This window comes from Rufibacter roseolus, from assembly GCF_017916365.1.
Lineage (GTDB): Bacteria > Bacteroidota > Bacteroidia > Cytophagales > Hymenobacteraceae > Nibribacter > Nibribacter roseolus.
Genome location: NZ_JAFMSU010000003.1, coordinates 861232 through 873797, shown reverse-complemented (window position 1 = coordinate 873797; position 12566 = coordinate 861232). Strand labels below are relative to the sequence as shown.

Below are 12566 nucleotides of genomic sequence, written 5' to 3'. Positions count from 1 at the left end.
ATCGTTTTTGCCCTGGTTTTTAGATTTTGGACTAAAAAGAGCCTGCAACTCAAATATCCTCGACCTCATTTCTTAATTAGTGCTACTCTTGGTTGGTTTTCTGCGAGAAAGCCTGTAAATTATCTTATTGTGTAGGTGAGATAATTACTTGATGGGAAACACTTTTACTAGAAATATTCTAAGCAGGCTTCTTGGTAGTGTATGGTTCTTTTCCCTGGCGTTGTCAGCGGTAGGGCAGACCTCGCGTGGGCTTGCCCCTGATATCCTGAAGGAGAAACTGGCGCCTGCCCTCCGGCACTTGCCTCCTGGGCAAGCTAAAGAAACCATTAGGGTGCAGGTGAAAGATAAAGCTGCTTTCCAGGAATGGCTGAAGGCCCAGTTGCCGCAGGTACGTCAGCTGCAGACCGATGCTAAGCGAAATACCTTCCTGCTTTCAGCCCGTTTTTCAGAAATCAGCCTGTTAACGCATTGCCCCTTTGTCTCTTTTATTGACGTAGGCAATAGAGCCCCCCAGGAAGAAGCCCACCTGCAGAACTCAGATTTAACCGTCAATGGGGTAGAAGCGGTTCATCTGCGCTACCCGCAATTACAGGGTGAAAACCTGGTGGTCTCCATCAAAGAGCAGCCTTATGACCCGACAGACATAGATTTCAAAGGGCGGGTGCTGGCTCCGGTATCTTCCACCGGGGCGCCTACTCCGCATGCCACCAGCATGGCCACGTTGGTGGCCGGGGGCGGAAACACCTCGCCGGCCGGAAAGGGGGTGGCTTGGCAGAGCCAGGTGATGACCTCAGATTTCACCCGCCTGATGCCAGACGAAACCTCTTTTCTGCAATCAAGCAAAATATCGGTGCAGAACCATTCTTACGGGGTAGGGCTGGAAAACTACTACGGCCTTGAAAGCCAGGCCTATGATGCGCAGGTGCTGGAATACCCCCAGTTGCTGCACTTCTTTTCCTCCGGTAATGCCGGAACCCAAACACCCACCACCGGGCCTTATGCCGGTATAGCCGGTTTTGCCAACCTCACGGGGCAGTTCAAGATCTCAAAGAATACTCTCAGCGTTGGGGCGGTGGATACCTCTGGGCAGGTGAGTGTCCTGAGTTCCCGGGGACCTACCGCTGATGGCCGGATCAAGCCCGAGGTGGTGGCCTTTGGCGAGTCGGGTTCTTCAGAAGCATCGGCGGTGGTGTCTGGGGTGGCCTTGCTTTTGCAGCAGGCCTACCAGGAACAACATAATGGCGCCCTGCCTTTTGCGGCGCTGGTGAAAGCTGCCCTCATCAACAGCGCCGATGATAAAGGAAGGCCCGGTCCGGATTATGAGGCTGGGTTCGGGAATGTAGACGCCATGGGGGCGGTGGAATCTGTGTTGGAGAAAAGGTATTTTGAGGGAGTTGCCTCACAGGGTAAAGAAAAGGTCTTCTCCATTGCCGTTCCTACCGGGGCTGCCGGTTTAAAAGTGACTTTGGTTTGGCATGACGCTGCCGCTGAACCTTCTGCGGCGAAAGCCTTGGTAAATGATTTGGACTTAACCGTGCAGGAGACGTCTACTGGCCGGAAGTGGTTGCCTTGGGGCCTGAGTGCCTACCCGCATAAAGACTCTTTAATCCTGCCCGCGCGCCGGCAGGTAGACCGGCGGAACAACGTGGAACAGGTGAGTCTAACCTCGCCGGCTGCCGGAGACTACAAGATAAAGGTGGCGGGTACCCACGTGACTTCGGAGTCTCAGCCGTTCAGTATTGTCTATGAATTTGAAGCGCCTTTCATATGGACTTTCCCTACTGCCGGAAGCAGCCTGAAGAGTTCCCAAAAAAACCGAATCCGTTGGCAGGCGCCTTTGGCCAATGGCACCACCGCCCGTTTAGAATACCGCTGGGCTGGCCAGGATTGGAAGCTCATCCAAGATAATGTGCCTTTGCAGGAGGGCAAGGCCGATTGGCTCACCCCGGATTCAGCGGGGCTGGTTCAGCTAAGGCTGGTGCCTGACCTTGGGGAAGCTTTGCTATCCCAAGAGTTTGTTCTGAGCCCGGTTTTGCCTTTGCAGGTGGGCTACCAATGCGAGGAGGAGGTTTTACTTTTCTGGCCGAAGGCAACCGGCGCAAACCAATACCAGGTCTTTGCCCTGGGCGAAAAATACCTGGAGCCGGTAACTACTGTCTCAGATACTTTACTAATCTTCTCAAAGCGCGAAAATGCTGCCTTACACTTCGCGGTGGCGCCGGTGATAGCTGGCCAGACTGGCCTTAAAAGCTTAACAGTGAACTATGCAGACCAGGGAGGGCAATGCTATGTAAAGCAATTCCTGGCGCGCCAGCTGGTCACTGATTCCGTTCAGCTGGATGTGGAGCTTAGCACCCTTTATGGATTAGCCAATGTTGTGCTGGAGAAACGGACCCACGGCACTTTTCAGGCGGTACAATCCCTGTGGCCCATGAATGGAGCCCGGACCACGGTTTCTGATCCTGCTCCGGTGCCGGGCAGAAATGAGTACAGGTTAAGGCTTCAGACCGCTAAAGGACAGACTTATTACAGTCATTTGGAAGCCGTATTCTATGCACCAGAAAGCTTTTTGCAAGTATTTCCTAACCCTGTTTTAGCGGGTGACGAGGTGCAATTAGTCTTGAAGGAAGATGAATTAACCCGAATTCAGGTGTTTGATCAAACTGGCAGAATGCTGAAAGAGATTCAGCAGGATGGGGCTATAAAGGTGATCAAAACGGAAGGTTTAAAGGCCGGTATTTATCTGTTAAAAGTTTGGGCTAAGTCTGGGTATAAAACCACTAGGTTGGTGCTTATATAAGTGTCATAAAAAATAAAATAGCAAAAATAGCCGCTGTGAAAACAGCGGCTATTTTTATGTAGATTTACTAAATTCAGGCTATTAATAGAGGTAATTAAGGGCCGTGCGGTCATTGGAGTTAAACGGACGGTTTTGCCCGGTGGCCACGCAAGCCAACATCCAGGAAGTAGCATCGGCAGTGGTAGGAGTACCTGGGATGTGAACAGCTCCTACGGTGCTGGCGCCTTCGTTCGTATAGGCTCCGCCGCAGCTATAGCTTCTGTCCATGTAATCTGTGTGACGGAAACCAATGGTGTGGCCAATCTCGTGTGCCAGAATAGTGGCCAGGTAGTTGGTGCCCGGGTTGGTGCCTAAATAGGTAGAGTTAACCAATACCTGGTTGTAGGGGTTTCCGCCGGATGGGAAACCGGCAGAAGCCAGATACGTGGCATTGGTTGGGGATTTGGAAAGCAAAATGTTGTAGCTTGAAGAAACGCGTTGGAACTTGATCAACAAGTTTTCGGCGTTGAATCTACGGATGGCCTCATCCAGGGCCGTTACGTAGGAGGTTGGTAAACTGGTAGAGATGGCCACTCTGATGGTTCTACCCGTTCCCACGCTTACCAGGTTATTGGTCCGGTACTGCTCGGTTTCACCTACCCGCAGGAATTTCTGGTCGTGCTGGCTGTTCAGTTGCTCATCGGTCAGGAAGATGTCTCCCTCTACCAGGTAGCCGCCATCCACTACTTTAACATCGGTGGTACCAAAGCCCATTTCATAAATCTGCTGCAGCTTTTCTTTGGAGATGGCAGCTTTCTCCACTACTTCTTCTTCGCTCACTGAGCATGAGGTTCCGCCTAATACCAAAGCGAAAGCGAGGAACTTGATCATGTAATTTTTTTTCATACTGCTTATTGGGGTTAGTTGAATAATGTGTCCATTTTATAGATAAAAAATAAGCAGTGCAAGTAATTATTGTCTGTTTTTGTAAATAAAAATATTTAATAATTGTTAAACATTCTCTTGTAAAAAGGTTTTGTATTTTGGCAATATGTTGTTAAAATATTAGAACTATTTACAAGGTGGATGTGAGTAGTTTAAACTTAATTAAAAGAATAGGTAGAAGATATATTCCTTGTATTCATGTACAAACATTGAAATTGTTTGTGGCTAGTTTTAGTTAAAAGATGATGTGAAAAGGAGTATTTATACGTAATATATTTCTTGTTATTTATTCAATCAAGAAAGCCTGAGCGACCTTGGATATGTTTGCTCTCCTGGTTTGAAATCCTCTTAAATAGAAAAAGGCTGCCAGAGGCAGCCTTTTAGTGAGAAAGTGAAGTAAAGTAGAAAGCCGACTTACAAGGGCAGTTGCTTAATTAGGCACGTACTGCAGGAAACTAAGGTTTTCTTCGCGCAGGGTATCGTTGGCCATCTCCAGCAGGTCGTTGGCCTGTACTTTTCTGATCTGCCCAAAGATGTCGTTCAGGCTTTCAATGGTGTTCAGGTCCAGGATGCTTTTGCCCATCATCATCATAAAGCCCATGTTGCTTTCCTCGGCCATGGCCAACTGGCCCATGAGCTGTTCTTTGGCGGTGTGGAGCTGCACCGAGCCCATAGGCTTCTCCCGCAATAGTTTTAGTTCTTTCAAGACCAGACCAACGGTGCGCTTCAGCTGCTTTTTCTCCGTCCCGAAGTAAATTCCGAACAATCCGGTATCCACGTAGGTGGCGTAGTTTGCGTCAATGGTGTACACAAGGCCATGTTTCTCACGCACCGCCAGGTTTAGGCGGGAGTTCATGCCAGGGCCACCCAGGATGTTCACCAGCATGAAAAAGGTCAGTCGGCGCGGATCAGACAAAGGATAGGCCGGGCACCCGATTACGCAGTGCGCCTGCTGGATGGCCTTCTCCATGACCAGCGTCTGGGGCTGATAGCTGTTGAACAAAAGCCGCTCGCGGGGCTGGATCTTGCTCTGGATGTGGCCCAGGTATTTTTCCGCCAGCTTCACCACCTTGGCAATAGGCCAGTTGCTCACCGAGCAGAACACCAGTTTATCAGTGCTGAGGTTGCGCTCAATGAAGACCTGGAAGTTCTCGCGGGTAAAGCCGCTCACGCTCTCACGGGTGCCCAGGATGTTGTAGCCCAGCGGGTGGTTCTGGAACACCACGGCATCGAACTCGTCAATGATGGCGTCTTCAGGGGTATCCAGGTACATAGCCATTTCCTCCAGAATCACGCCGCGCTCCTTCTCAATCTCCTTGCCAGGGAAAGTAGAATTAAAGGTGATATCAGTGAGGAGCTCAAACGCCTTTTCGAAGTGGTTTTCCAAAACCGAAGCATAAAAGCTGATCTTCTCCTTGGTGGTGTAGGCGTTCAGTTCGCCGCCCACGCTCTCCAGCCGGTTCAGAATATGGAACGATTTCCGTTTCTGTGTGCCTTTGAAGGCCATGTGCTCCCAGAAGTGGGCCAGGCCTTGCTCATGGGGCAATTCATCGCGGGAGCCTATGTCCATCATAAAACCGCAGTGCGCGATTTTAGTATGCGGTACCTGCTTGTGCAGCACTCTTATGCCGTTTGATAGGGTATGGATATGGTAATCAGGTAATTTCGTCAATTTCAATGGTGCGTTTACAAGTAAAACACTTCTGTGCTGCCTTAAGTTGTTTAAAAGAAAGAGCAGCCTGCAAAGGTACGGAGGATTGGCGTGAAATGGTGAAGATTTAGCAGAAGCGGCCCGCAATTTTGCAGGATGGAGAAGGGGGCATCAGAATGGATTCGTTCCCCTTTAAGTTTTTATTCAACCTCTGATAGGGTACACCGGGTCTTTGGGTGTCTAGTCATAAAAGGGCCAAGGAAATGATTCATTCAGCGATCCCTGATATCAGACTGAGCGGCGCCACGCCCGCGGATTATCCCGAGCTGGTAGCAGTTTGGGAGGCATCGGTGCGGGCCACCCACGACTTTGTGACCGAAGAGGAGATAGACTATTTCCGGCCCATTATCCTGCACGACTACCTCAAAATGATGCAGCTCACCTGCGCCCGCAACAACCACGGGGCCATCTTGGGTTTTGCCGGGGTAATTTCTGGTAAACTGGAGATGCTGTTTCTGCACCCCATGGCCCGGGGCAGAGGCATAGGCACGGCTCTGCTGCAGTACGTGATCCAGCATCAGGGCGTGACCAAAGTAGACGTGAACGAGGAGAACGAACAAGCCCTGGAGTTCTACCAGCGCCACGGTTTCAAAGTGATCAACCGTTCTGAGCAGGATGCCATGGGCAAGCCGCACCCCATCCTGTATATGGAGCTAGATAAGGAATGATTTCTTAGAGACCCAGATTAAATGGTAAATTCTTCTCTATCCTTCTGAAGGAAAGTAATTAAAGTGAGCTCGGGATTAAAAAAAGAAGGACAATCCACTCAGTCTACATTTAAGTCTACATAGGGTGCCTTTCTGCTATGCTGTATACGCATTTCGTCCTCCTTTGAAGGGGGTAGGGGGATGACTACTCCTGCTAATCATGGCATTTCCGAAGTGTAGGGGCAATCCCTTGTGGTTGCCCTTTTCAATAGGGCGGCATTAGCTCTGTAGCGAAAGCTTTCGGTTTTTGACGCCGCCTTGTTATCCCCCTACCCCCTTCAAAGGGGGACGGAATGTGCAATAGTTTCAGAGTTGACGTTAGCTAATTGGATATCCATTTCAAGCCCGTCTTGCAGAAATTGCCTAAAAACAGCTTTCCTAATCCAGTCCCCGGTAAGAATAATTCTCAGCTAAGCTTTATTGATGCCCGGCTTAAAGTCAGGAGATTTTTATTGATTTAAGACCTGCTCATAGACCTGGTAGAGCTGCGGGATGGTGACCTGCGGCCGGAAGGTTTGGGCGTGTTCCAGGCCTTGTTTTACCATCTGTTTCTGGAGATCGGGGCTGGACAGGATTTCCCGGATGGCGTGGGCCATGGCTTCAACATCGGTAGGGGAGACGTAGCGAGTGGCCGGGCCGCCGGCCTCGGAGAAGCAGGAGCCGGTAGACGTGATCACGGGCACGCCGCTGTTCAAGGCCTCCAAGATAGGTATCCCGAAGCCCTCAAAGATGGAAGGGTAGACAAACAGCGTGGCCAGTTGGTAAATCACCGGCAGCTCCTGGAACGGGATATAGGGCAGAAACAACACCTTCTCCGCCAGTGAATGCTGCTCAATAAAGTCATGGATCTCCTGGTAGTACTCCGTTTTGCGCCCGATGAAGACCAGCGGAATAGGCGCGCCTGCCGCGTGCCAGCCTTGCAAAAGATGCAATTGGTTTTTGCGGCGCTCCAGCGTACCCACGCACAGGATGAACTGGCCTGGTAAGCCGTATTTCTGCCGCACGGCTTTTTGGGCCTCTTTTTCGGGAATCAGCTGAAAAACAGGATCGCAGTCCTGGTACACCACCTGCACCTTTTCGCGGCCTACCCCGAAGAACTCCTCCAGGTCCTGGGCGGTCTGCTCACTGATGGCAATGATCTGGTGCGCACTGTCGCAGGCGTCCTTGAACTTCTTGCGGTAGATGTAGCGGTCAATGGTAGGATAGAGTTCCGGGAAACGCAGGAAAATCAAATCATGGATGGTGACCACTAGTTTGGTACGCTGCCGGTCCAGGCCGTAGGGCAGCTCATTGCTGAGGCCATGGTACACCTGCACCCCGTGCCGGGGCAAAGCCGCCCGAAGCCCGAAGGTGCGCCAAAGAGAAGAGAACCGCTTGCCTAACCCGTTGGGCTGTACAATCTGGGTTTTGGCCACGGCCGGAAAGAAATCCTTGAACAAATCGTTTCGGCGGGGGGTAAACAGCGCGTACTCGTCCTGGGAATAATGCATCATCATGCCCGAGATAACAAACCGGCTGTAATTTCCCAGGCCCGAGGTATTGGTAAAAGCGCGTTTCGCGTCGTATCCTATCTTCATATCAGCACCGCAATATTAGCATTCTTCCGGGAGAAGTAGATTGAGCCGGAGGTCCAAGGTAGAAAATTACGGAAAAGAGAAGCTAAAGGCTTTGCCCAGCCGCAGCATTCTGGTCAGATTAGGGAAAGTAACCTGCATAGGAAATAATTTTCGCGGGATTGCTCAAGGTTTTGAATATGGGTAAAAATGTATAGATGATTTATCCTATATTGATGCATCATTGCTCCTGGCTTAGGCATAGCAAACCTTTAAGAAACTTTCCATAAAACCTGCAAAATGATAAGAAGCGTACTTGGTCTGTTTTGGCCCTTTGCTCCTGCAAAAGGGTTTAAATTCATGGTTTTGCTTTGGGCAGGGCTCTGTGTTGGGTTGTCTGCGGCTGCCCAGGAAAAGCGCGCTGAGGAAAAAGTTTACATGAGCGCAGACCAGATGCCGGAGTTTCCGGGCGGGCAAAGCGCCATGCTCAAATTTGTGACTGATAATTTCAGGATGCTGCCTGGCTTGCCCAACGAGCCCTTGAATGGCACCATGGTGGCGTCTTTTGTCATTACCCCAGAGGGAAAAGTGTCTCAGGTGGAGGTCGTGAAAAAATTAAGCCCAATTCTGGATGCCGAGATGGTGCGGGTGGTTTCCGCCATGCCCACCTGGAAGCCCGGCGTACACCAAGGGGTTCCCGTAGCCGTTAGGTCTTCGGTTCCGCTTAAGGTAGCCTGGAAAGGACTCACTCCTAATAATGCCCTTGCCAACATTATCAATGGGCACCTCCAGCAGGAACAACCTAAACTACAGGCAACCCCTGAGTTCCCGGGCGGAGAGAAGGCCCTGTGGGAGTACATGAAGGAAAAGAAAGCCTCCCTGGAAGACGCCAGACAGATGAAAGTAACTGGTGTTTTTGAGGCAGAGTTCCTGGTCTCAGAAACCGGTAAAGTAACGGATATCCGTATCACCAGGGCCCTGCACCCAGACTTCAGCAAGGCGGTAAGGCAAGCCATTGAGGAGATGCCTGCCTGGAAACCTGCCAAACAAAAAGGGAAGGCAGTACCGGCTATTTATTCATTTGCCTATGAAGTAAAGGAAGGAGAGAAATGAGCAAAGTTGAAAAAACGGCAAATTCCCTGTTCTGCCATATTGCGTGAGTCAATTCGGTTTCCCAATTGGGTGGCCAATGAAAAAGCCTGCATTAACAATTCTGGTTTGAACTCCGTTTACAGAGAATCCACATTCACTTAAGTAAAGGAGTTACGCATGTTTGATCAAATATTAGGCTTAGTAAAGCAGCAATTGGGCAGCAACCCCCAGGTGGCGGCAGCCATCCCCCCAGGAAAGGCAGATGCAGTGCACAATGAGGTTGCCCACCAGGTTACCAATGGATTAGCCAACCAGTTGGTCACCCAAGGCGGTATAGGCGGATTGTTGTCTATGTTGCAGGGCGGCGGCGCGACCGCAGGTAATCCTGTGATTGCCTCCATCACCCATAATGTGGTAAGTAGCCTGGGAAGTAAGTTTGGTTTGCCTGCAGCGGCCACCACCGCCATTGCAGCCGCTTTGCCGGCCCTGCTGCAGAAATTCACCCACAAGGCCAATGATCCCAATGATCACAGCATCACCCCCTCCAGCATCACAGAATCCCTCACAGGCATGTTGGGTAAAGGTGGTTTAGGCGGATTAGGTAATCTGGGCGGTTTAGGTGGGTTGTTCAAATAATGAGCTAAAAACTATTTTGCCTGCATTCCTGATCTAAAGAATGTTTTAGCGGCACGGCTGTACAAAAGGAGCCCCATGAGGCGGTATACAATACCGTCTCATGGGGCTCCTACTATTTTTACCTAATAATAACTAAGTATTTAGTTTGAAAACTAAAATATTAGTTGTAGGTTTATTTCATCACCATGACTTCCTACCTATGAAAGAGTTAACCAAAGCCGAAGAGCAGGTTATGCAGATTCTCTGGAATTTGCGACAGGGCTTCGTGAAGGACATCCTGGACCAGTTGCCGGAGCCAAAACCTGCCTACAACACCGTTTCCACCATTGTGCGCATTCTGGAGAAGAAAGGCTTTGTAGGCTACAAGGCCTACGGCAAGACCCACGAGTATTACCCGCTCATCGCCCGCGACGATTACCGCCATTTCTACCTCAAGAACTTTGTGAGCGGCTACTTTGGGGGCTCGTTCAAGCGCCTGGTTTCTTTCTTTGCAAAAGAGGAGAACATGGACCTGCAGGAACTGGAGGAAATGCTGAAACACGTAAAGGAGGACCTAGACAAGAAAGAAGATGAATGAGGCGCTGCTGCAGTACCTGCTGGAATCAGGCGCAGGCCTGGTGTTACTCTACCTCTTCTTCGTGCTGGTTTTGAAACGGGAGACTTGTTTCCAGTTTAACCGGTTCTACCTGCTGGCGGCCATCCTGCTGGCTTGCCTTTTGCCGCTCTCCAACCTACCGGGCCTCAGTATCTGGCCGCAGGAGTTGGAACCAGAACCCACCTTGGTGTTTGAAACTGCCATGGGAATGCCTTTGGTAACTGGTGAGGCAGTTATCACCCCCGAGGAATCCTTTGACTACTGGAACCTGCTGTACGCGGCCTACGGTCTAGGCGTATTGTTCTTTGCTGGCAGGTTTGTAGTACAGGTCTTCCATCTCAGAAGGTTTGCCAGGCAGGAGGGCATTTCCATTTACTTACCCAACCGGGCGCCCGTGGTGCTCACCAATGGGCAGTTCCCCACCTTCTCTTTCTGGCGCTGGGTTTTCTTTGACAACAGCCAAACGCTCACCCCGGAGGAAACAGAACGCATTCTCCAGCACGAGCAGGTGCACATTGACCAGCGACACACCTTGGATGTGCTGTTGGTGTCTCTGATAGGAATTGTGTTTTGGTTTAATCCGCTGCTGGTGCTGTATAAAAAGGCCCTGGAACAAACCCATGAGTTTATCGCCGATGCCCAAGTAGCTAAAACCTCCGGTCCGGCTTTGTATTCTTCGCTCCTGGCAAAGCAGGTGCTCAGGAGCGCCGACTTTCCTTTAGGCAGTTACTTTTTCCTCAATAAATCCCTCACCCTAACCAGAATCAAGATGATGAAAAGATTGCATGAGTCCCCCAAACTCAGCCGCATGCTGATGGTAGTTCCTGTTTTGGTCCTGGTTTTGGTAGCGGTAGCCGCCATGCGTCCGGCCCCGGTTCCTGAAAGTAGCGCAGAGACAACGGCCAAGGTGCAGAACGGACCCGCCCAGTTCCCCGGCGGCCGCGAGGCGCTCAATGCCTACGTGAAGAACCAATTGGTGCTGCCGCAGATAGCTTTCCAGAAGAGAAAGAATCAGAACGACTTTGTGCAGGTGAAAGGCAGCATTGAGTTGGAGATAGGTACAGACGGCACGCCCCGCTACGGGAAAAGCCTGGGCCTGGAAGTGCGGCCCAATGACCCTGAGGTGGTGAAAGCCATCCACGCACAGTTTGCCCAGATGGTAAGCCAGATGCCCAAATGGACGCCGGCTCAGAAAGACGGCAAAGCCATCACGTCCAAAGAAACCATTTCGGTGTCCAGCGTGAGCGGAAATTTCCTGTCTTATGCAGACTACCTAGCCAGCCGGCAGCAAAAGACCTCGGTTACTTCAAAGGCAGGAGATGCCAACAGTTCTGTCACCAAACGTGCAGAGTATCCTGGTGGTAAAGATGCCATGATCCGTTACCTTCATACCCAATACATTGCACCTAAAGATGTTATTACACCTAAAGCTGCGTTAGAAGCCAAAGGAAGGACTGATAGCACTGTGAAGTTCCTGCGCTATATAAAGGCAGAACTCAACATCGGGGCTGACGGTCAAGTCGAGGAGGTAACCTTCGTCAAGCCTTCTATCAAGCCTTATCTGAATATAGTAGCCACAGCTTCGGAAAAAAAAGAATTTCTACGCGTGGTAAAGCAGATGCCTCGCTGGACACCAGCTTACCTGAAAGGTGCAGCGGTTGTTTCCAAAGAAACGGTGGAGTTTGCCACAATTATGAATATTAATTTGCCAGGGACCGAAGGCAATGAAAATCCAAATGTGACCCAGGAGAAATCCGCCGCTGCGAAAGACTTGGTTTTCATCGCCGTAGAGCAGATGCCCGAGTTTCCCGGTGGAATGGCAGCCATGATGAAGTACCTGAAAGAGAATATTGCCTATCCCGAAGATGCCAAACGGGCCAATATCTCCGGCATGATGGTGGCTTCCTTTGTGATTAATCCGGAAGGAAAAGTAACAGATGTACAAGTATTAAAGAAGCTACATCCCAGCCTAGACCAGGCCTTCGTGCAGTCGCTACAGAATATGCCCAATTGGAGACCAGGCATGCAGAACGGGAAAGCGGTATCGGTGAAATACACGGTTCCGTACCGAGTGGTAGCGGAAGCAGCGGCCAATGGCACCAATGAACCGGCGTATAATCAGGAGGAGAAGGTTTTTGTGGCCGTGCAGCAAATGCCTGAGTTTCCTGGAGGAGGTCAGGCGGCTTTGATGAAGTATCTCTCTGAGAAGGTCGGTTTACCTGAAGAAATCCGCCAGGCAAAGGTAGAGGGAATGGTCATCGCCAGTTTTGTGGTCACCGCCGAGGGCAAGATCACGAAGGTAGAGGTGATAAAGAAACTTCATCCTGCTTTGGACCAGGCTTTGGAAAAAGCCCTCAAGAACATGCCCACCTGGATTCCGGGAAAACAGAACGGGAAAGCCGTGAACGTCAAGCTAAACCTCCCTTACAAGGTGGATCTGTCCCAATAGAACTTTTCCTTAACTACTTATTTGCCCCGAAGCCCGGAACCTGTTTCCGGGCTCTTTCTTTGAAAACGGCTCCTAAACGGAATGGCTAAAGCGAAGCGG

The 12566-nt window shown here is 50.6% G+C and carries 9 protein-coding genes; 6 read left to right on the top strand and 3 right to left on the bottom strand.

From position 1 onward, the window contains the following. Window positions 1-151: 151 nt before the first annotated feature. Window positions 152-2800, top strand: coding sequence for a S8 family serine peptidase (locus J3P35_RS19405; RefSeq protein ID WP_210466408.1), 2649 nt, complete (start codon window positions 152-154; stop codon window positions 2798-2800). 81 nt (window positions 2801-2881) lie between these two features. Here the strand turns inward: J3P35_RS19405 and J3P35_RS19400 are convergent, their stop codons facing one another. Beyond that, window positions 2882-3685 carry a M57 family metalloprotease gene (locus J3P35_RS19400; RefSeq protein ID WP_210466407.1) on the bottom strand — a complete coding sequence of 268 codons (804 nt, stop codon included), beginning with the start codon at window positions 3683-3685 and terminating at the stop codon, window positions 2882-2884. Window positions 3686-4154: 469 nt separating this feature from the next. Continuing rightward, a complete protein-coding gene (locus J3P35_RS19395) occupies window positions 4155-5396 on the bottom strand; it encodes a M16 family metallopeptidase (protein WP_394371301.1) in 1242 nt (413 codons plus the stop codon). A gap of 242 nt (window positions 5397-5638) precedes the next feature. Between J3P35_RS19395 and J3P35_RS19390 the strand changes: the two genes are divergently transcribed. After that, the gene (locus J3P35_RS19390) at window positions 5639-6103 is read left to right on the top strand and encodes a GNAT family N-acetyltransferase (RefSeq protein ID WP_210466405.1); all 465 of its coding nucleotides are present in this window, start codon (window positions 5639-5641) and stop codon (window positions 6101-6103) included. Window positions 6104-6591: 488 nt separating this feature from the next. Here J3P35_RS19390 and J3P35_RS19385 read toward each other — a convergent pair whose 3' ends face one another. After that, window positions 6592-7719, bottom strand: coding sequence for a glycosyltransferase family 4 protein (locus J3P35_RS19385; RefSeq protein ID WP_210466404.1), 1128 nt, complete (start codon window positions 7717-7719; stop codon window positions 6592-6594). Window positions 7720-8133: 414 nt separating this feature from the next. On the opposite strand from J3P35_RS19385, the gene J3P35_RS19380 reads away from it, so the two are divergent. The 4 genes from J3P35_RS19380 (at window position 8134) to J3P35_RS19365 (ending at window position 12467) form a co-directional block, all read left to right on the top strand. Beyond that, window positions 8134-8808, top strand: a complete 675-nt coding sequence (locus tag J3P35_RS19380) for an energy transducer TonB (protein WP_210466403.1) — start codon at window positions 8134-8136, stop codon at window positions 8806-8808. 156 nt (window positions 8809-8964) lie between these two features. After that, complete coding sequence (locus tag J3P35_RS19375; protein WP_210466402.1) at window positions 8965-9423, top strand: hypothetical protein; 459 nt, start codon at window positions 8965-8967, stop codon at window positions 9421-9423. Between the two features lie 199 nt (window positions 9424-9622). Further along, on the top strand, window positions 9623-10000 hold the full coding sequence (locus tag J3P35_RS19370; RefSeq protein ID WP_149092354.1) for a BlaI/MecI/CopY family transcriptional regulator: 378 nt from the start codon (window positions 9623-9625) through the stop codon (window positions 9998-10000). Further along, window positions 9993-12467, top strand: a complete 2475-nt coding sequence (locus J3P35_RS19365) for a M56 family metallopeptidase (RefSeq protein ID WP_210466401.1) — start codon at window positions 9993-9995, stop codon at window positions 12465-12467. Before J3P35_RS19370 ends, J3P35_RS19365 begins: the two co-directional genes overlap by 8 nt. Window positions 12468-12566 lie beyond the last annotated feature (99 nt).